Below are 21,517 nucleotides of genomic sequence, written 5' to 3' on the forward strand. Positions count from 1 at the left end.
TGTCTTTTTAAAGGTTCTACACCAACAATTTTTCCGTCTTTTACAACGAAGTTGAGTCCACAACCAGTACCACAGTACGGACAGATTGTTGGTACATATTTAATCTCAACCATTTTATAATCTCCAAAATATATTTTTATAAAATAATTTAAAAAAGAAGCTTAAAAAGCTTCTTAAAGTTTAATAATTTACTAGCTTATTCTTTGAGGAAAGTGTACCAGTAGATACATGCTACAAAGACTGCTCCACCAATGATGTTTCCGATGGTAACAGGGATTAAGTTATTAATGATAATAGTACCCCAGTTTACACCTTCAGCACCTAAGAACATACCTAATGGTATGAAGAACATGTTTGCGACACTGTGCTCAAATCCAATACATACAAACGCCATGATTGGGAACCAGATACCGACGATTTTACCGATGATATCATCTGATGCGTTAGCTAACCATACAGCTAAACATACAAGCCAGTTACAACCGATACCTTTAATCATAGCAGCGGTGAATGGCATGGTAACTTTACCTTCTGCCACAGCAATAGCTTTTGCGGAAATAGCGTAAGCTGGTGCTGATGCGTCAGTAGGAGTAATTCCACCCATGAAAGCGAGAACGTATGCAACGAATAATGCACCTACAAAGTTGAATACCCAACTTAATACCCAGTTTTTAGCGAGACCGCCAACAGATGCGGAACCGTCTAATACACCGAGAGTCATAAACATTACATTTCCAGTGAATAGTTCAGACCCTGCGATTACAACAATAATCAAACCTACAGGGAACACTGCACCGAAAACAAATTTTTCTAAACCGAGTGGTGCGCCTGCTTTTAACATACCTGCACTTGCCACTACAGCTAATAAACCACCAAATGCAATATATGCTCCTGCTAAAAAGGAGAGTAATATTACATTAACAATATTTGCAGAGTTTTTTGCTCCAGCAGTTCCTGAAATTGCTTTTGCAGTTTCTACTGGACTTTTAAAAGATGAACTCATATTATCAACCTCTTTATTCCCTTTAAATTAATTTTGTATAATACTAATGAATTCCACAATTAAGATAGTTCAAAGTATTATAATGTTATATATGGTCTCTTATATATAAAAAGGATTTGTTATTAGACTGTAAAAGAAATATTTAAATACTAAAAGCAAACAAAAGTAAACATAATGATAAATCATGATGAATAATATTATCATCGTGAAAGATTTCTTATTTTTTCAAAATCACGATTATTAGAAGATAATTTTTTTAAAATACTGCAAATATTAGTTTGTTTTAACTAAAATAAAATAATAATGGGTTAATAAAAAAAATAGAATAAATTTTATGCGAATTGCATAAAATAATTCACATCGAAAAAACATCAATTCGATACCATGACCAGCTCGCCTGTGCTTGGGTCTTCATAAACTTTTCCAACTTCACTGTATCCACTATCCTCAAGTCCGCCGGCGTCGGTGTAATTTTGATTAAAGACATCTGCTGTTGAAACATCCTGCGTTTTTGGAGTTTCTGAAATTAAATCAGGATTAGCTGACAAGGCCATTATGGCAAAAATTAAAAATCCCAAAGCTAAAACCAGCATGGCATCGGAAAGGTTGTTCAAACCACTCATAGGATCATCATCAGCAGATTCAGAAATCCTTCTTCTTTTTCTAAGCATGATTTCACCATTTATTTAAAGTTTCCAATTCCGCTTCTGCAACAGTTTCCACATCGATCAAATCTGATTCATACCATTGCTTCTTATACTTGGAAATCAGGTATGACAAAGCACCGACTGATAATCCTGTAACTGTGGTGTCAAAAGCGATTGTCAATGCCTGTGCAAGTACGGATATGTTTCCAGTACCTAATGAAGCCAATCCCGGACCCAATGGAATTAAAGTTCCCAAAAGACCTAAAATCGGACCGACCTTAACAAGAATGTCTGTCTTGTTGGTCTTTTTGATAAGCCGGGTTTCCTCACTTGAAATTAATTCACTTGCCAAGGCTTTTCTCGCATCACTGCCGATATCATGGTTGTTTGCTATTCGGACTAGAATCCCTTTTTGATAATCGAACAAATTACTCTTTTCAATTTCATTTTTCATCTGTGAAACATCACTTGAAAAAGAAACCTTCCTAATCAGCTCTTCCAAGTCATTGGAACTGATAGGCTTTCTTGATATGTACTCATTAATCAATCCTCCCAGGGAAAGAATGACAATTATCACTGAAATAACAAGCAATATGATAACTGGAGTTAATAAACTTTCCGAAAGGATATGGATTAATGAAGTCAATGTTTCAGTACCCTGAATAATCATGAATTTCCTCCCTTACTATCATTTAAAACCACACCTATGACCATAATAATCGCAATAGCTATAATCATGTAGATGACCTGATATGTCGGAGTCAAAATCAAGAAAGGATTGAACATTGAGTAATCCAAACCCCTTGTAGAGTTATAGGTTAAAGCGAAAATGAACATCAATATTGAAAATAATGACATGTATTCACCAATGATTACATAATATGGTCGTTTTGCATGAATTAATAATCTTGTAATTTTATAAACACAAAATACGATTATGAATACAAATAAAGAATATACAATACTGTCCATGAGACTAATTTTTGATTGGCATGCAATCAATAAAGTTGAAATGAAAAAGATGATTGAAAGCAAATAAATGGAATACCTGAGATTCTTCTGACTGTTCCTTGTATAAAGCAACATCAAAGCGAAAACCGCAATGGAAATAGCTAAAAACAAAAGACCGTAACTGTCCATCAGAAATAAAAAGCTTTGGTTAAGATAGGCTGAGGCATTTATTACTATAAGCGAAATTGCGGAACATGCAAGGGACACTGCAAGTATCTTGATATTATTAAAATTATAATTTCCAAGAAACAGCGCCAAATTAGCTGAAAATAATATTAATATTATTAATAGGTATCCTGCAATCAAATCCATATTTCAACCACATATTCATTATTCTAATTCTATATTACCCAACATGAATATATAAACATATCGTAATGAATTATTTAAAAATAAATCAAATAATTAAAATCAAGTAAAATAATTAAAATAAGAAAATAAATAATTTAAATTAAAAATTAAGAAAAAATATCAATAAAATAAAAAAAATAAAAATTTTTAATAAAATTTAAAAATCATGTTATAAATCAATCTTCAATCAACTCATAATATGACCCTTCAGCACATGAAATGCAAACCGGCCTTCCGCCCCTGACCAGATGTCTGCCGTCTGTGACCTTTTCACCGCAGACAGAACAGAAAGTGGAGGTATGAGGTTTGCCCGGCATTTGCGCTTCTGTCAATTTTACCTTAACTTTTTCCACCTTAAACAGCTCTTCGGCAGGAGTGTTTCTGAAGCGTGCAACCATTTCCTCTCTGGTTTCCTTATTCTTTTCTTTCTTGTTTGCATCGGCATCGGAAATCCTTAAGGCCTCTTCAGTATCCATATTATAGAAAGTCACTGCAAATTTTCCATAATACATCTGTTTGAGAGCCCTTTTTCCCATAGTGCATTTTGTGACAACCTGAACCGCATCGGCCATGCATCTGTCAATTTCCAGAAATACAATCAGATTCTTATGCCTTTGGTTGAGCTCCATTCCCATCAATTCAAGACCATACATTGCCAATTTAGTTCCGATAGCTATTCCGCCACAAATTTCACCGTGAAATTCACCGGCCATTTTTAGCTGTTCGTCATAATCTTTTATATCCATAATATCACCTTATAATTCTATTTTTAAATTTGTCTTTAAAGGCACACATACCTTTCTTTCATCATCCAATTCCATTAGCTTGACATCAATCGAATAAGCTTTTCTTAAGTTTTCTTCCGTTACGACATCTTCCGGACTTCCAAAATCGATAAACCCGCCATCCTTCATTATTGCCACCTTATTCGAACTTAAAAACGCATGGTCCGGAAAATGCGATGACATTATTATTGAAAGTCCCGATTTGGACAGTTCGTCAATGATTTCCAGAAGTCTAATCTGATTTCCAAAATCCAAATGGGAAGTCGGCTCATCCAATATTAATATATCTGGCTGCTGACATAAAACCCTGGCTAAAAATACCAACTGCCTTTCGCCACCGCTCAAATTCGTATATTCCTTATCCTTAAGGTGGTCGATTCCCAATGTTTTAAGAGAATTCAAAGCAATGTCAATGTCTTCCTTTTTGGGAGAGGATGTCAAATTTAAATACGGAGCCCTTCCCATTACGACAACATCCAAAACAGTGAACGGGAATGAAGGAACATGAGCCTGAGGAATATAACCTATATGTCTTGAAATTTCAGAAAACGACAGTTTTTTTATGTTCTTTCCATTGATAAGGATTTCCCCGGAATCGATATCATGCAGCCCGTTGAGGCATTTAATCAGGGTGGTTTTGCCTGTTCCGTTAGGCCCCAAAATGCAGAGCACATCACTCCTGTCAATATGGAAGCTGATATCTGAAAATATCTCATCCCCATCATATGAAAAGGAAATATCCTTCACTTCGAACAATTTATTATCTATGACCATTCTGAATACCCCCTCTTAAGCAAATATAAAAATATCGGAACGCCGATTATTGCGGTGAGAATACCAATTGGAATTTCAATTGAAATCATTGCCCTTGAAATATTATCAATCAGCAATAAAAAGCTGGCTCCCAAACTAAGGGAGGCAGGAATCAGAATTCTGTTGTCCGGACCCACAATCATACGTGCCATGTGAGGAATTATAAGCCCAATCCAGCCGATAATGCCGCTTACAGAAACCGCTGCAGAAGTCAGCAAAGTGCATCCTATAATAATAAATAATCGGACTCTTCCCGGATCCAAACCCAAGGACTGTGCTTCTTCATCACCCATGGCAAGCAGATTCATGTGCCATCTAAGCATCAGCAGAATGACAGCCCCTATAACTATAGGAATCATAATCATGATAAGCTTATCTAAATTGACAGATGCAAGGCTTCCCATAAGCCAATAAACGATTTCGGGCAATTTATCATCGGGGTCAGCTATAAATTTTGTGGCTGAAATCAAGGCATTGAAAAAGGCTGAAATGGCAACACCTGACAGGACCAAAACCAATATTCCCCCTGCTTTGTATGCTCTTGAAATCAGATAGGTAATCGAAACTGAGATTATTCCGAATATGAACGCAAACAATTGGGTTATAGCACCCGCTCCACTAATTAAAATGGCCAAAGCAGCACCGAATCCGGCACCATTTGACACTCCAAGCAAATCCGGAGATACAAGAGGGTTCTTGAAGATGCTTTGAAAGGCAGCTCCCGCCATGGCCAGAGCAGCGCCGACAACAATGGCTGCAATAATCCTCGGAAGCCTTATTTCATAAACAATAGTTGTTACAGTTTGAGAAACCTCCAATTGCGGGAATATCGGACATAAAATCGTGTTTATAACATCTATTGGACTTACCGGATATCTTCCAAGCAGGAATGATAAAAAAAATAAGATAATCGGGAGAAAAATTAAGAGTACAATGCTTATAATCTCCCTTGACTCATTATCCATGAAACTTCCCCTATAAATTGGATTCCTTGATTCCGGAACCTATCAAGATTTCTTTTGCCTCATCATCACTCAAATCGAAATGATAGAACTCCTTGTAAAACTCTTTTACCGCATCTTTCAAATTGATTTCCTTATAATCCTCAGGATAAATGGCTTTTGCAGTCCATGGTACGCCAATAATCATATTTGCTCCTACAGGCCTGTCAAACCATTTAAATGGAGATTGAGGTGACAAGTAAACTTCCTTGTTTTGAACTGCTTTAATGTGAGCCCAATTTGAATCGTTGTATACTTTGGCATAGAATTCCGGGTCAGTTGTGATAATAACATCAGGATTCCAGCTGATTACCTGCTCGATTGAGACTTGAATGCTGCTTGTGGCATTTGCCTGATTTAAAGAATCGGCAACATTCTTTGCACCGACCAGATCAATCAGTTGCCCATGTGAGGAACCTGAAGGATTTGTTTGAAGCCCATCATCACCTGACGCATAATAGACAGTTTTCTTGTCACCGTCGGATATTTTGGCTGACTTTTCATGAACAATATCCAGATACCTGTCATTGAAGTCATTGAGTTGATTTGCCTTATCCTGAGCGCCCACTATCTCACCCATGAACAATATTGAATCTCCTATCTTTTCAACATCAGTTGTATCCCTGACGGCAACAACAGGAATTGAACCGAATTTTTCTTGACGTTCAGTTACAGTGGATAAATCCCCATCTCCACCTTCGTCAATGGATTCTATTACTATATCCGGCTCTGATGCAATGAATTCCTCATAACTACCATCTTGAGAACCAAACCATCCCCCAACTACCGGCAAATTGGCATATTGGCCCGGAACATATTTCAGTTCCTCATCTGTCCATTGGAAATTGACGGCCTTTAACTTTTCAGGTGCAATCATATAAAGCACGGTAGTCATTGGAGGTGAAGTGGCTACAACATTACCGATATTCTGAGGTATTTCCACAGACCTGTTAATCATATCGGTTACATTTTGAGAGCCGGAACTTTCTACAGTTGAAGGTGTTAAAAATAAATGAGTGGCGACACCCAAAACAATCAGAATAGCTAATATCAGAAGCACAACCTTCATTTTCTTTTCCATCATAAACCCCCGAATAAAAATTAATTCGATAGGAATATATATTCACTAAGTTATTAAATAATTTTTCTAAAAAATTACTATAATAATAACCCCATAAAATAAAAAGACATTATTATATTCTAATAGTATTAACTAGCTTAAATCAATTTTAAACTAATTTAAATTGTTGAAAATTAATAATGAAGAATATTATCGTTAGTATTTTTATTAATAAAGCACTTTCCGTAATAAACTTAAATATAACACCCGACATAGTATTATATAGAGGCGAAAGTATGAAAATAGAGGAAATAGACGCCATTCAATTTAAAAATGGGAAAGCTTACGATGCAAAGGAAAATGTAGTGAAAGATGAAACAATCACATTAACAATCAACGGAGAGATTTCCCGTAGCCTATCTGCTATAGAAGACTCCCTTAAAGAATTTGCTGTCGGATATCTCTTCAATGAGAATATGGTAAAGTCAATGGATGACATCAAAAGCATTGAAATAGATGGAGTTCAAATCAATGCCGAAATCGACGATACCCTCCTTAAAACCAATGAAACAGTGCTATGTTCAGATTCCGCAGGAGGCTGGAGAAGCAAAATCAAGGATGTGAAACGCGTCGAGTCCGACTTTCAGGTCAGCGTGAAGGAACTGATTGAAAGAATAGAAGAGCTCAAGGACAACGCAGAAATCTGGCAGGCTACCGGAGGAACACATGTCGCCGGAATCGTTTATGACGGAAAATTTGTCGTGAAAGAGGATGTGAGCCGCCACGTTGCGGTTGATAAGGTAATCGGATACGGATTGTTGAACGGTTTTGACCTGAATCATTCCTATGTAATCTATAGCGGAAGAATGCCTGCGGACATGGTCATAAAGATGACAAGGGCCGGAGTGCCTATTCTTGCATCAAACGCAGCTCCCGCTAATTCCGGATACAATATCGCAAAAAAAGGAAATATCACACTCGTCGGATTCCTGAGAGGCCAACGCTGCAATATCTATAATAATCAAAATAGAGTAATTTTTGACTAAATTACTCTAAAACAGTGTGTCTTGCTTTTAGGTCGCTTTCTGTCTGTTGCATCTTTTCCATTAGCTCGGAAACGATAGCGTCAAGGAATACCAGTGTGGTCAATTCGAAAGCGGTACCCAATGGAGTCAATGAAGTATAGTTACCATGAATTTGACGTTTCATATAGTTTTCGTCATCCACTTCTTTTTTAGTCCTACCTTTGACAAGAATGTAGCTGTCAGCCAATTGCCCTAAAGTGGAATCAGGATATGAAGTTAAAGCCAATACTTTTGAACCTCTGTTTTTAGCTATCTTAGCTGCTGAAACGATGGTGTTAGTTTCTCCTGAACCGGAAATGGCAATTATGCAGTCATCTTCATAAATGGCAGGAGATATTGTTTCGCCTACAACGTAAGCGCTCAAACCCAAATGCATCAGCCTCATTGCAAATGCTTTGGCTGCAAGTCCGGATCTTCCGGCTCCTGTAACAAAAATGTTTTTAGATTCGATGATAATATCTTCAAATTTTTCAATTGCCTCTTCATCCAAATAATCTTCAGCACTTTTAATGTTATCCAATATAGCTTTAATAGAAGTTTTCATTATTTCCATTTTATCTAAATCCCAAAATCAATATTATTAATTATGATTACAATTTTATATATAATTAATGAAAATTCAAAGCGAAGGCCTGATAAGTTTAAATATCGATGGCAACATCTATGATTATAAGCTATATGAAAGCTTAAATTCCCTATTCAAAACAGGATCCCAAAGAAAATCCGCAAAGGAACTGCACATTTCCCATACAGTGTTCAACAGGAGACTGCTTAAGGCGGAAGAGAAGCTTGGCTTCAAGATTACCCGAAAGGTGGGCAACGGTACAATACTCACTCCGGAAGGATTGGCATTGCTTGAAGAATACAGGAAATATCTGATTCAAATCGAAAAGACCGATGCAATCAACATTGTCGGGGGACACATCAGCACAGGTCTTCTTGAAAGCATACCATTGCCTTTCAATGCAAACATCTACAGCAGCAGCGACAAGGATGCCTTTGAGCTTGCAAAGAGGGGTGCAGTCGATATACTGACACTGGATGATCCTTTGATTGCATATGAAAGGGACATCAACTTCATGCCGATTGCCTATGATTATCTCGTTCTGGTTTCAGGCCCCGACTCAAAAAAGATTGACAGCATTTCCGATTTGGAAAATCTTGATTTCATAAGCGTCAGCGGTTCTGCCCAAAGGCTTGCATGGACCAGCCTGAAGCATTATGATATAGGATTCAACATTAAAGAAACCGTGAACTCCCAATTCGATGCGTTTAAAATGGTGAGGAATTCAAAAAATTTATATACATTTTTGAATGCCAGTTATTTCAATGGAAATGACCTCCTAAAGTATGATACTCAGCATGTAATCAGCGTTGTCAAGGTGAATGAGGACAAGCCTGAAGTCGATGAATTTATCAGATATCTGTTGAATGAAGGTCAGGATGAGATAGCAAAACAGGGTTTCAAGTCAATGTGACATTACTTTTCAAATGCTGTTGGGAAAATAAGATAATAATATATTAATATATAGTACTACACTCAACTGACTCTGTGTTTTTATGCATTTTCAAAACATTAAATAATGAGAAGACACAATATTAAACTGACATATAAAAAGGAGATATTATGGTTAAAAACAGAGATTTACTAGCAATTGGCCACTCTGCTCACGATTATATTATAAGAGTGCCTGAATTTCCAAAAGCAAATTTTTCAGCTCCTATTACAAATATGAAAACCTTTAACGGTGGTGCGGCAGCTAACGTTGCTTGTGTTGGAGCGAAATTAGGATTAAAAACCTCATTGGTTTCTGCTGTTGGAGGCGATTTCAAAAAAACTGAATATTATGAACATATGCAGAATTTGGGTATTGACACCGAATCACTAATCATTGTTCCGGGTGAAGCAACACCTACCGCATTTGTTTTGACTGACGATAATGAAGACCAAATCAGCTATTTCTATTGGGGTGCTGCACGCGAATTTGCAGACAGCAAAGTTCCAACAGCTGCGATTAAAAATGCAAATGCAATTCATTTGGCTACAGGAGATCCTAACTTTAACTGGAAATGTTCCGAAGAGGCAAAAAATGAGGAACTGCTCGTTTCATTCGACCCGGGTCAAGACCTTGGAATGTACGACACCAGAAAATTGAGGGACGTTATTGAAAATACCACAATCCTATTCGGAAATCACCATGAAATCGAAAGGATACTGGACGCCCTTGAAGTTGACCTTGACGGCCTAAGGGAATTGGGTCCTAAAATCATCGTTAAAACCTGCGGAGCTAACGGCAGCGAAATCTACTCAAGCGAAGAAAAAATTAAAATCGATGCTATTGAAAGGGATGTCGTTGATCCAACAGGTGCCGGAGATTCCTATAGGGCAGGATTCTTATCAAGGTTTTTAAACGGAGAAACATTGGAAGAATCAGCCAAGTTTGCATCTACAGTTTCATCATTCATTGTGGAACATCAAGGATGCCAGACCAACATGCCAAGTTTTGACGAGGCTTTTGAAAGAATGAATGAATTTTATTAAATTTATTCTTTTTTTAATTTTTTTTAAAGTTAACTTTATTTTTATCAATATGGCTTTAATTTGCTTTTAAGCAAACCAAAATACTACTTTTTTAAAAATAAATTTACTCATATCAAGTAAGATGAAATTAAAAAAAATCCTACTAATTTAAATACTAATAAATAAATATAAGACAATATCAACTAGGTATGAGATAAATATAAAATAAATTTGACTGTTTTAAATCTAATCTGACTATGATGTGATAACTATGACACAAATTAGTGATGCAAAAAAAGGTATATTAACCGATGAGATGAAACACGTTGCTAAAATAGAAAATGTTTCAGAAGATTTTATCTTAAAATCAGTGGCAGCAGGTACAATTGTAATACCAAGCAACGTGAATAGAGATATAGAAGCATCAGGTATTGGTGCTGGACTTAGAACAAAAGTAAATGCAACCGTCGGAACTTCAACAGACATCGTCAATTTCGATGAGGAAGTTCAAAAAGCTCAGATAGCTATCGACAATGGTGCAGACTGTTTAATGGAGTTAAGTATTGGCGGAGACCTTGACGTAATCAGGAACAGAGTGCTTGACATGTCCCCATTGCCAGTAGGATCCGTACCAGTTTATCAGGCAGCTATTGAAAGTATCAGACGTGACGGTTCTGTAATTTACATGGAAGAAGATGACTTATTCAAAACCATCGAAAAGCAAGCAAAAGATGGTATCGACTTTATGGCTGTTCACAGCAGTATCAACATTGAAACCTTGACCAGACTCAAAAGGCAAGGCCGTGTGACCGGACTTGTCTCAAGAGGAGGTTCATTCATGTCTGGATGGATTGTTGAAAATGAAAGGGAAAATCCATTATACGAAAACTTCGATTATGTTTTAGAAATTGCCAAAGAGCATGATGTTGTGCTTTCACTTGCAAACGGTATGAGGGCAGGGTCCATTGCCGATTCAACCGACAGGGCACAAATACAAGAATTGATCATTTTAGGAGAATTAATCGACAGGTCTCGTGAAGCAGGCGTTCAATGTATGATTGAAGGACCAGGACACATTCCAATCAACGAAATCCCAACAAACGTAATGATTCAAAAGAAAATGTGTTCAAACGCTCCATTCTATATGTTAGGACCTATTGTATGTGACGTGGCACCAGGTTACGACCACATCGTATCCGCAATCGGTGCGGCATCATCCGCAAAAGCCGGAGCTGACTTCATCTGTTATGTAACTCCTGCAGAACACTTGGCTCTCCCAAACCCTGATGATGTAAGGGAAGGTGTAATAGCAACCAAAATCGGAGCTTATGCTGGAGACTTAGCCAGCGGACAAATCGACGGTTCACAAGATTTGGCTATGGCTGAAGCAAGGAAAAAACTTGATTGGGAAGCACAATATGCTTGTGCAATGTTCCCTGAAGCTGCACGTGCAAAAAGAGATCAAAGACCTCCTGAAGAAGAAGACACCTGTACCATGTGCGGTAACTTCTGTGCAGTTAAAATCGTTAACGAATGGTTGGACCAATCCGATTCCGACTTGATTAAATAGATAATATTATCTATTTAACTTTCTTTTTTTTATTTTAATTTAACATCAACAATTGATTGCTGACAACTTTTTTAATTTTAATTTAAACTAATCTTTTTATATTAATAGCAACAAAAATCAATACAGTATAATTACTTATTTTATGATAATTTTTTTTATTAGAATGGTGAATATAAATGACACATTGGATTGAAAACATAGCTAATGAATTAAGTAAAATGGACGTAGATGAGCATGTCATCGCAAGCGGAACTTCAATATCCGGTTCCATACACATTGGAAACTCTTGCGACATATTTATAGCTAATGGAATTGGAAAGAAATTAAGAGAAAAAGGAAAAAAAGCTAAAACAATATGGATTGCAGATGACCATGACCCTCTAAGAAAAGTTCCATACCCTTTACCTGAATCTTACGATAAATACTTAGGAATGCCGTATTCAATGATTCCATGTCCTGATGGATGCTGTGCTAATTTTGTAGAGCACTTTGAAAAACCTCTACTTTCAGTGATGGACAACTATGGAATTGAAATAGAAGCAAAATCCGGTTTTGAAATGTACAAAAGCGGAGTTTATAACGATTACATAAGAATTGCCCTTGAAAATGTTGAAAGAATCAAGGAAATATTCAACCAATACAGAAGAGAACCTTTGGCCGATGACTGGTTGCCTTACAACCCGATTTGTGACGAATGCGGACGTGTAAACACCACTTACGCTTATGATTATGATGGAGACATCATCAAATACAGATGTGAATGCGGTCATGACGGTGAGATGGACATCAAATCCGGAAACGGTAAACTTACATGGAGAGTTGAATGGGCTGCAAGATGGAAAATATTCAAAACCACCTGCGAACCGTTCGGAAAAGACCACGCTGCAAGCGGAGGATCATATGATGTAAGTAGCGTAATTTCTGAAGAGATATTCAATTATCCTGCACCATATCCTGTGCCATATGAATGGATTACCCTTGACGGTGAAGCCATGAGTAAATCCCATGGAGTGTTCTTTGCTCCTGAAGAATGGCTGAAAATCGGACCTGCAGAAAGTTTACACTACTACCTGTTCAGATCAAAACCTATGAAAGCAAAAGATTTCTCACCAAAAATGCCTTTCCTAGACTTCATTGACCAATTCGATACTGTTGAAAAAGTATTCTACGATGAAGAGGAAGCTCCATCCGAAAAAGAAGGTAAAAAATTCAAGGAAATCTATGAAATTGTTCAAATGACTCCTGATGCACCTTTACCTTTCAGACCACCATTCAGATTTCTGGTTAATGCTTACCAAATTGCTGGAGATGACCTTGAAAAAATATTTGAAATTCTTAAAAGGAATTCTCAATTAACTAAAAGCTTTAAAGATAAGGAATTTGGTGATTTAACCGATTTGGAAATGGCTCAATACAGAGAAAGGGTCGACAATGTGATTTACTGGCTGGACACCTATGCACCTAAATTCGTGAAATTCCAAGTGCAGGAAAAAAGCATTCCAAAATTGCCGTTGACCGATGAGCAGAACAAGTTCCTATCTGATTTGGCTGATTTGATGGAAAACAATGATTTCAATGATGCTACCGAATTGCACGATGCAATGTATGAAATTCTGGAAGCTCAAGGATTAAAACCACAAAAAGGATTCCAAGCTATCTATAAAATGATTCTCGGTCAAAAACAAGGCCCAAGAGCAGCATCATTCCTTTTAAGTTTGGATAAGGACTTTGTTATAAAAAGATTAAGGCATGAAGCTTAATCTTTTAAACTTTTATTTTTTTTAAATTAAACTTTTAAACTCTTTTTTATACTGGATTTCATCACTGTCGATTTTTACATAATCCAGCTTTTCGAATATTCCTATCAGGATGTCCTCTTCGCTGTCAAAGTTAACGACAACGCTTTTAAACCCATAATCAATAGCTATCTTTTCAAGCTGCCTGATTAATTTGTAGGCTATCTTTTCACGGCCATCATAGGAATTCAGGAATAATGTGGTGATTTCAGCCGAATCGGCATCATAAACTTTGAAACTTGTACATCCTACGGTTTTGCCAAAACTTGTTAAAAGCAAAACAACCTGTGGGTCGTCTAAAAAGCATCCGAAGGAATCACAGAATTTAACAAACCTTTCATCTCTTTCATCAGTAACTATAATTTCCATCATTTAACCTCAGTTGTGTTTCCGACTTTTTCAAGTTCCCCATCCCAAATTTCAGAATTGTTGCAGACAAATTTTAAAAACAGATCTCTGCATCGGATGTCATTTAAAACCACTACTTCAACACCATTGCATTTAAGCATGTTCTCTGCGCCCATCAAGGTTTTATTTTCACCTATTACAACACGCGGAATGTTATACAAAATTACGGCACCGGAACACATCGGACATGGGGACAATGTTGTGTAAAGAGTGCATCTGATATAATCCTCATAATTCAGGCGTCCTGCATTTTCAATTGCATCCATTTCAGCATGCAAAACAACGGAATCATTTTGAATTAATCTATTATGACCTCTGGATATGATTTCACCATCTTTAACCAGTACAGCCCCAATTGGAAGGCCACCTTCGGCTAAAGACTTTTCAGCTTCCTTTATAGCTTCCTGCATGAAATGATTATCGGATGTCATGTTAAAAAAAAGAATAGATTAGATGAATTTAATCATCTATTTAAATCTATTGAACAATCCTTTATTGGATTCTTTTTCTAAATCATCTTCAAGCTTTTTGATTTGATTGTGCAAATCAGCAATTGTGCTTTTGGATTCATTAGACAATTTATCGTAACTACTTTCCTTAAGTTTGAGTTGAGTTGTAAGGGAGGAAATTTCATTTTTGTATCCTTCAATTTCCTTCTTGTTATTGCTGTCAACTTCATCTTTATAGTTACCAAGGTCGATTAGCTCAGCTCTTAGCTTATCAACTTCTTCGGATATCTCTATATTTTCTTTTCTGGTACTGGCCAACTTATCCTTAAGCTCATTGACTTCATTTGTTAAGTTTTTGTTGTCTTCTTTAAGTTCGTCCACATTAACGGCAGCCAATTTTTCTTTATATTCATTTATTTGAGATTCAAGCTCAGTTTTGATATTGCCGATTTCATTTTCCAATTTGTCAGCTCTAACCTTATTAACTGCACCTTCCGCACCTAATTTTCCTATCTGATTGCTTAAATCTGCATTGATATCCAATTGATCGAAGTATTTTCTAGTACTTTTTTCCAGCGCATCAGTCAATTCCCTTTTAAGGCGGTTCAGTTCCGCATTTTCTTTTTTAAGTTTAGGAATTACTTTGTTGGTCAAATAGTTTAGTTCACTAGATTGATTAGCCAGTTTCTTTTCTCTTTCACCTAATTTAGATTTTAAGTCGTTGATTGTTTTTGAATACTCTGATGAGTCCTCTTCAGCAGGTTTTTCAGCAGGAGCTTCCTCAGCAGGCTCTTCAACAACCTCTTCCACAGGAGCTTCCTCAACAGGTTCTTCAACTTCTTCAACAGTTTCAACAACCTCTTCCACAGGAGCTTCCTCAGCAGGTTCTTCAACTTCTTCAACAGTTTCAACAACCTCTTCAGCAGGAGCTTCCTCAACTGCATCTTCTACGGAAGCTTCTGCGACAGGTTCTTCGACCTTTTCAACAACAGGTTCTTCAATAGTTTCGTTTTCAACAGCGTTTTTTTCAGTATTTGAACGATTTTTAATTTTATCCAAGTCTAATTTAACTTTTTGGCCATACATGGCATTCATTGGTTTTTCATCAGACATTAATATCACCAAAATAGCAATAATAATTTAAAAATTCAACTACGATATACAATATAGTTAATTTGATTTTTAGTATATTTAAGTATTATTAACTGGACAGTGCAAGATTGATTTTGAAAATTGCAAACATTATTAATATTATGAAAATCAATAGATTATATGCTAAATTAATTTTGTAACTTGTGGCGATACCATGGATTATTTTGATAGATTAGAAGCAGATACCCATCACCTATACGAAATAGCTAATGAAGCAAGGTCTAGAGGCTTGGATGTTGAAACAAAGACAGAAGTACCTCTTGCAAAGGACTTGGCTGAAAGAGTAGAGGGGCTTGTTGGTCCCGAAGGTGTGGCTCAAAGGATTAAGGAACTGGAAGCTGATATGGACAGGGAATCCATAGCTTTTGAAATTGCAGCGGAAATTGCATCAGGCAAATTTGAACTTTTCGGCGAAAAGGCAGAATGGAATCAGGAACAGAGATGTGACCAAGGCCTCAGAACAGCACTGGCCATCCTTACAGAAGGAGTGGTGGCGGCACCTCTGGAAGGGATTTCCCAGGTAAAGATCAAGGATAACTTTGACGGAACAAAGTATATTGCGGTTTATTTTGCAGGCCCTATCAGAAGCGCCGGAGGTACTGCGGCGGCTTTGTCCGTGCTTTTGGGAGATAAGATCAGAAGGGCGATTGACCTTGATGAATTCAAACCTATCGATGATGAAATCGAAAGGTATGTGGAAGAAGTTGAGCTATACGAATCAGAAGTTACAAATTTACAGTACTCACCAACACCAGAAGAAGTGAGATTTGCAGCAACACATATCCCCGTTGAAGTTTCAGGAGAACAGACCGACCAGGTTGAAGTATCCCACAGGGATCTGGAACGTGTAGAAACCAACAACATCCGTGGAGGTGCATTGCTTGCGATGGTTGAAGGGGTTATCCAGAAATCCAAAAAAATCAAAAAGATTTCCAACAAGCTGGGACTTGACTGGGACTGGCTTGAGGAATATTCCAAACCTAAAAAGGATGATTCAAGTGAAAGTGACAGCGGAGACTCCGATATTGTAAGCGAACCAAAATACATTCAGGATATCATCGGTGGAAGGCCAATTTTAGGTTATCCTTCTGAAAAGGGAGGATTCAGACTAAGATACGGAAGGTCCAGAAACACCGGCCTTGCAACAATGGGAGTCCATCCCGCAACAATGGCACTGCTTGATTTTTTAGCTGTCGGAACACAGCTTAAGATTGAATATCCCGGAAAAGGTAACTGTGTTGTGCCTGTTGATTCAATTGAAGGGCCAACAGTCAAACTTAAAAACGGCGACGTACTGATTCTTGATTCAGTAAAGCAAGCCCGTGAAGTCAAAAAGGACGTTACTGAGATATTGTTTTTGGGAGACATGCTTGTTGCATTCGGAGAATTCCTGAGAAACAACCAGCCTTTATATCCGTCAGGATGGTGTGAAGAATGGTGGATTCAGCTTTTGACCGGAAGCGAAAACTTTGATGAGAACAATAATGATTTGGACCTTCACAAGCTTGAATATGAATATCTCTCATCAATCGAAGCGTTCACATTATCCAAGAAGTACGACATTCCGCTTCATCCAAAATACACTTACTGCTATAACGATGTGACCATTCAGGATTTGAATTCCCTGATTGACCTGCTTGAAAAATCAAAATCAACTTATAAGCAGGACGAAGGAATGAAACTGGAATTGTCCCCTGAAAAGAGGATTCTGGAAGTTATTGGCGTTCCGCATCTTGTACGCGACGATAAAATCGTGATAGACAAAGACCACTCCTATGCACTCCTGGTCACATTATCCAAAAAATTGCCTCAAAGGGAAACAACCCTTGAAGCTTTGAATGAAGTTTCCCCTGTTGAAATCAAAAACAAGGCTCCTGCATACATCGGAACACGTGTGGGAAGGCCTGAAAAATCTAAGGAAAGACTTATGAAACCTGCCCCTCATGGACTGATTCCTATTGGAAACAATGGAGGTGCAAGAAGACTGGTTGCAACAGCGGCTAAAAAAGGAAGCATCAAGGTGGACATATCCAGAAGGAAATGTACAAACCCGGAATGTGGAATCAGCTCTTTCGGTTCACTCTGTCCTAAATGCGGCAGCCCGACAGAAATGGGCAAACCATCCACAAAAACCATTCCTCTTGCTTCAATGCTCAAGAAGGCATCCGATAATGTTAAAGTGAGAAGAGTGGATGAGGTTAAAGGTGTTATCGGTATGATTTCCGAATCCAAACTGCCTGAACCTCTTGAAAAGGGAATACTTCGTGCCAAAAATGAAGTCTTTACATTCAAAGACGGCACAATACGTCATGACTCAACCGATTTGCCGCTTACTCATTTCATTCCGAAAGAGATTGGAGTTACAGTTGAAAAGCTTCTTGAAATGGGTTATGAAAAGGACTGTTACGGCAACCCGATTGAAAATGAAGATCAAATCATTGAACTCAAGGTTCAGGACATTGTAATTTCAGACAACTGTGGAGAATATCTGCTTAGAACCGCCCAATTCATTGATGATGAGCTTGAAAGATACTACGACATGGATGCATTCTACAATGTTAAGGAAAAAAGCGATTTGATTGGACATCTGGTGGCGGGCCTTGCACCGCACACATCTGCAGGAGTGCTTGGAAGGATTGTCGGATTTACAAAGGCCTTAGGCTGTTATGCCCATCCTTATTTCCATTCAGCAAAACGTAGAAACTGTGACAGTGATGAAGATGCAGTTATGCTGCTTTTAGATGCGCTGATTAACTTTTCAAAATCATATTTACCAAACACCAGAGGAGGAAGTATGGATGCTCCTTTGGTTTTATCTTCAAGAATCGATCCGGAAGAGATAGACGACGAATCCCACAACCTTGATATATTTGAAAGGTTCCCTGTTGAATTTTATGAAAAGACATACAGTCCTCTCAAGCCTGCAGAGGTCCTGGAATATATTGACAATGTGGAAAAGCATTTGGGAACCCCTGAGCAATATGAGGGACTGATGTTTTCCCACCACACATCCAATATCCATGCCGGCCCTACAGTATGTCTTTACAAAAGGCTGCCGTCCATGAGAGAAAAGGTAGAGGCTCAAATCAGCCTTGCCGAAACCATCAGGGCCGTTGACCAGAGGGGAGTCGTGGAAAAGGTATTGTCATCCCACTTCCTGCCGGACATCATGGGAAATTCAAGAGCATTCTCCAAACAGAAGGTAAGATGCACAAAATGCGGCAACAAGTACAGACGAATGCCGCTCACCGGAAAATGCAGCTGCGGAGGAAATCTTGTCCTTTCGGTTTCCAAGGGTTCGGTTACAAAATACCTTGAAATATCACAGGAGCTTGTCAACAGATACCCAGTTTCCCATTATCTAAAGCAACGTTTGGAAATTCAGGAATATGGTATCAACTCCCTGTTTGAAAGTGATAAGTCAAAACAAAGTTCTTTAGACATTTTCTTCTAAAGAATTCATATTACTTTTCAAATGCTCTTGGGTTTTATCTTTTTTATATTAAATTCATAGTAAATATCAGAGTAGATAAATAATGTTCGTGTCAAGACGAACAATTTATATACTAGTTGGAACAATGTATTAAATAGATGTTCGTATTAAATCGAACAATTAATTATACAAGTGTCAACATACATTATAGCATACGCGAGATTACTCTCTCGTCACGTTTATGCTTTTTTAAAAACGTAGGAAAAATGGTGTGAAAAATATGGAAAGAATTTCAGAATTAGGAAATAATATGAATGATTCCGTTAAAATCAATGTGGAAAAAAATAACGGAATTAGAGAAAGATTCAGTTATGAAAAACTATTAAAATCATTAGTAATGGTTGAAACTCCTTTCTTTGAATCAGATAAAATAGTAGCTACAGTAGTATCTCAATTATACGATGGAATCAAAACAAAAGAAATCAAAAAAATCGTTTATGAATGTTTAGAAGACATTGATTCCGAAATCGCAAACAAATACTTGGCAAGTACCCAATTAAAAGTACGTACTTCAAGAGATACCATTGAAGCATTCGACTTATCCAAAATTGCAAATACCCTGATTGAAGAAACAGGAGCAAGCCAAGAAACAGCTTTCGAAATTGCTACAGAAACCTGGAAAGAACTCAAAAAATTAAATGTAGAATACTTGACAGCTCCAATGATTAGGGAAATCGTAAACACCAAATTGGTGGAATACGGACTTGAAGATTTAAGAAGCCGTTACACCCGTTTAGGTATTCCTGTATACAACATTACCTCCTTAATCGAAAACGGTAACAGGGACAATGCAAACATGATCCACAACCCTGAAAGTATTCACAAGCATGTAGCAGACGAAGCGTTAAAACAATATGCACTTTTAAAAATGTTGCCTGCACACTTAGCTGACGCACACATGTCAGGTGATATTCACATTCACGACTTAGAATTCTTCGCAGGAAGACCTCTAAACTGTCTTCAACATGATATAAGAACATTCATCAGATACGGTCTTAAAGTAGACGGTACCGGTGACCACACCTCAATTGCAGGTGCACCAAACCACATGGAAACTTTAATGAACCACACCGGTGAAATCATGCTTGCAGCACAACAAAACATGTCCGGAGGACAATCAATGTCCCTATGGAACGTCTTTGTTGCACCATTTGCAAGAGGAAGAAGCTACGATGAAATCAAACAGGCTGTCCAAATGCTTATCTACAACTTGAACATGGCTTACGCCGCACGTGGATCCCAAGTTCCATTTACCAGCATGGCATTGGAGTTCGGTGTTCCTGATTTCCTGAAAGATGAAACTGCATACGGACCAAAAGGCCAAGTTGTAGGAACCTACGCAGACTATGAAGATGAAACCAGATTAATCCAAAGAGCATTCACTGAAACCTTGCTTGAAGGAGACAACGAAGGCAAACCTCATTTATTCCCAAATACAATTTACACCCTTCGTGAAGAAACAATGACCAGTGAATATGAAGAAGATCTCCGTTTAGTCCACGAATTGTCTGCAAAATACGGTTCATCCTACTTTGTAAACATGTTCCCTAAATACAGAGGAAAAATGGCAAACTACATGGGTTGCAGAACCTGTTTACAAGACACCTGGACAGGCGACTGGGACAAAGACTGTTTAAGAACAGGTAACCTCGCTTACGTTACCTTAAACTTACCAAGAATCGGATACCAATCCAAAGATGAATCACAAGTATTCGAATACCTTGACGAATACATGGATTTAGCTGTTGAAACCTTAATGCTCAGAAGAGAACAAGGATTAAAATGCTTAAATGATTTCCACATTTTACCATTCTTAAAACAAGATGTGGAAGGAGAATCCTACTACAGAATTGAAAATTCAACATTGTCCTTTGGTTTTGTCGGACTTAACGAAATGTTATCCTCATTATTCGGCGAAGGTATTGAAAATCCGGATTCAAATAAATTCGGTTTAAAATGTATTGAATACATCAATGACAGAGCTAACCAATTGAAAGATGAAACCGGACTCAGATGGTCTGTAATCCAAACTCCTGCAGAATCTACCGCTTACAGATTCGCAACTCTTGATAAAAAACAATTCGGTGACCAAGCTATTGTGCAAGGTGAAGGAAACGCTAACTACTACACCAACTCCTCACATGTGCCTGTAGACACCGGATTATCATTGATTGAAAAAATCAAAATTGAAGAAAAATATCACGGTTTAACTCCTGGAGGACACATCTTCCATGCATTCATGGGAGAATCCTACTCAGATCCGGATTCCTTAATGAGTTTAACCAACAAAATCGCAAGAAAATCCGATATCGGATTCTGGGCTTACAGCTCAGCATTAAGTTTCTGTCTTAAATGTAAAACTTTAATGAAAG

At 37.6% G+C, this 21,517-nt stretch carries 20 protein-coding genes; 7 read left to right on the forward strand and 13 right to left on the reverse strand.

The annotated features are described in order from the left end of the window. The 9 genes from E7Z77_RS08465 to E7Z77_RS08505 form a co-directional block, all read right to left on the reverse strand. Window positions 1-113 (reverse strand): hypothetical protein (locus E7Z77_RS08465; protein ID WP_292752902.1); only part of this gene is annotated, 113 nt, incomplete at its 3' end. Between the two features lie 83 nt (window positions 114-196). Next, a complete protein-coding gene (locus tag E7Z77_RS08470; protein WP_292752844.1) occupies window positions 197-1,003 on the reverse strand; it encodes a formate/nitrite transporter family protein in 807 nt (268 codons plus the stop codon). 371 nt (window positions 1,004-1,374) lie between these two features. Continuing rightward, a complete protein-coding gene (locus E7Z77_RS08475) occupies window positions 1,375-1,674 on the reverse strand; it encodes a DUF2149 domain-containing protein (protein ID WP_292752847.1) in 300 nt (99 codons plus the stop codon). Between the two features lie 4 nt (window positions 1,675-1,678). Continuing rightward, window positions 1,679-2,320: a MotA/TolQ/ExbB proton channel family protein gene (locus E7Z77_RS08480; protein WP_292752850.1), complete on the reverse strand. Its 642-nt coding sequence runs from the start codon at window positions 2,318-2,320 to the stop codon at window positions 1,679-1,681. Next, on the reverse strand, window positions 2,317-2,973 hold the full coding sequence (locus E7Z77_RS08485) for a hypothetical protein (RefSeq protein ID WP_292752853.1): 657 nt from the start codon (window positions 2,971-2,973) through the stop codon (window positions 2,317-2,319). Before E7Z77_RS08485 ends, E7Z77_RS08480 begins: the two co-directional genes overlap by 4 nt. Window positions 2,974-3,188: 215 nt before the next feature. Continuing rightward, window positions 3,189-3,761 carry an FmdE family protein gene (locus E7Z77_RS08490; RefSeq protein ID WP_292752905.1) on the reverse strand — a complete coding sequence of 191 codons (573 nt, stop codon included), beginning with the start codon at window positions 3,759-3,761 and terminating at the stop codon, window positions 3,189-3,191. 6 nt (window positions 3,762-3,767) lie between these two features. Then, window positions 3,768-4,571 (reverse strand): ABC transporter ATP-binding protein, encoded by an 804-nt coding sequence (locus E7Z77_RS08495; protein ID WP_292752856.1) that lies wholly within the window; start codon window positions 4,569-4,571, stop codon window positions 3,768-3,770. Beyond that, on the reverse strand, window positions 4,562-5,575 hold the full coding sequence (locus E7Z77_RS08500) for an iron ABC transporter permease (RefSeq protein ID WP_292752859.1): 1,014 nt from the start codon (window positions 5,573-5,575) through the stop codon (window positions 4,562-4,564). The genes E7Z77_RS08495 and E7Z77_RS08500 overlap by 10 nt, the downstream gene beginning before the upstream one ends. Window positions 5,576-5,585: 10 nt before the next feature. Further along, the gene (locus tag E7Z77_RS08505; protein ID WP_292752862.1) at window positions 5,586-6,692 is read right to left on the reverse strand and encodes an ABC transporter substrate-binding protein; all 1,107 of its coding nucleotides are present in this window, start codon (window positions 6,690-6,692) and stop codon (window positions 5,586-5,588) included. 275 nt (window positions 6,693-6,967) lie between these two features. Here E7Z77_RS08505 and fdhD point away from each other — a divergent pair, with 275 nt between their 5' ends. Next, on the forward strand, window positions 6,968-7,717 hold the full coding sequence (fdhD, locus tag E7Z77_RS08510; RefSeq protein ID WP_292752866.1) for a formate dehydrogenase accessory sulfurtransferase FdhD: 750 nt from the start codon (window positions 6,968-6,970) through the stop codon (window positions 7,715-7,717). Between the two features lies 1 nt (window position 7,718). Here the strand turns inward: fdhD and hxlB are convergent, their stop codons facing one another. Further along, window positions 7,719-8,309: a 6-phospho-3-hexuloisomerase gene (gene hxlB, locus E7Z77_RS08515; RefSeq protein ID WP_292752870.1), complete on the reverse strand. Its 591-nt coding sequence runs from the start codon at window positions 8,307-8,309 to the stop codon at window positions 7,719-7,721. 58 nt (window positions 8,310-8,367) lie between these two features. Here hxlB and E7Z77_RS08520 point away from each other — a divergent pair, with 58 nt between their 5' ends. From E7Z77_RS08520 to lysS, 4 genes are all read left to right on the forward strand, one after another. After that, window positions 8,368-9,234 carry a LysR family transcriptional regulator gene (locus E7Z77_RS08520; RefSeq protein ID WP_292752872.1) on the forward strand — a complete coding sequence of 289 codons (867 nt, stop codon included), beginning with the start codon at window positions 8,368-8,370 and terminating at the stop codon, window positions 9,232-9,234. Between the two features lie 149 nt (window positions 9,235-9,383). Beyond that, window positions 9,384-10,298 carry a carbohydrate kinase family protein gene (locus E7Z77_RS08525; protein WP_292752875.1) on the forward strand — a complete coding sequence of 305 codons (915 nt, stop codon included), beginning with the start codon at window positions 9,384-9,386 and terminating at the stop codon, window positions 10,296-10,298. Window positions 10,299-10,548: 250 nt separating this feature from the next. After that, window positions 10,549-11,847, forward strand: coding sequence for a phosphomethylpyrimidine synthase (gene thiC, locus E7Z77_RS08530; RefSeq protein WP_292752879.1), 1,299 nt, complete (start codon window positions 10,549-10,551; stop codon window positions 11,845-11,847). A 176-nt stretch (window positions 11,848-12,023) separates the two neighbouring features. After that, a complete protein-coding gene (gene lysS / locus E7Z77_RS08535; RefSeq protein ID WP_292752882.1) occupies window positions 12,024-13,607 on the forward strand; it encodes a lysine--tRNA ligase in 1,584 nt (527 codons plus the stop codon). A gap of 21 nt (window positions 13,608-13,628) precedes the next feature. Here the strand turns inward: lysS and E7Z77_RS08540 are convergent, their stop codons facing one another. Genes E7Z77_RS08540 through E7Z77_RS08550 form a run of 3 tightly spaced genes read right to left on the reverse strand, consistent with a single transcriptional unit; the run spans window position 13,629 to window position 15,613 of the window. Next, on the reverse strand, window positions 13,629-14,012 hold the full coding sequence (locus E7Z77_RS08540) for a hypothetical protein (RefSeq protein ID WP_292752885.1): 384 nt from the start codon (window positions 14,010-14,012) through the stop codon (window positions 13,629-13,631). Continuing rightward, the gene (locus tag E7Z77_RS08545) at window positions 14,012-14,482 is read right to left on the reverse strand and encodes a nucleoside deaminase (protein ID WP_292752888.1); all 471 of its coding nucleotides are present in this window, start codon (window positions 14,480-14,482) and stop codon (window positions 14,012-14,014) included. Before E7Z77_RS08545 ends, E7Z77_RS08540 begins: the two co-directional genes overlap by 1 nt. Before the next feature lie 36 nt (window positions 14,483-14,518). Continuing rightward, entirely contained in the window at window positions 14,519-15,613 is a 1,095-nt protein-coding gene (locus E7Z77_RS08550) for a hypothetical protein (protein WP_292752891.1), read from the reverse strand. Window positions 15,614-15,806: 193 nt separating this feature from the next. Here E7Z77_RS08550 and polC point away from each other — a divergent pair, with 193 nt between their 5' ends. Both polC and nrdD read left to right on the forward strand, forming a co-directional pair. Next, complete coding sequence (gene polC, locus E7Z77_RS08555) at window positions 15,807-19,106, forward strand: DNA polymerase II large subunit (RefSeq protein ID WP_292752896.1); 3,300 nt, start codon at window positions 15,807-15,809, stop codon at window positions 19,104-19,106. Window positions 19,107-19,365: 259 nt separating this feature from the next. After that, a partial coding sequence (gene nrdD, locus E7Z77_RS08560) for an anaerobic ribonucleoside-triphosphate reductase (RefSeq protein WP_292752899.1) occupies window positions 19,366-21,517 on the forward strand: 2,152 nt, incomplete at its 3' end.

Origin of the sequence: Methanobrevibacter sp. (assembly GCF_015062985.1) — an archaeon.
In the GTDB taxonomy this organism is placed as follows: Archaea; Methanobacteriota; Methanobacteria; order Methanobacteriales; family Methanobacteriaceae; genus Methanocatella.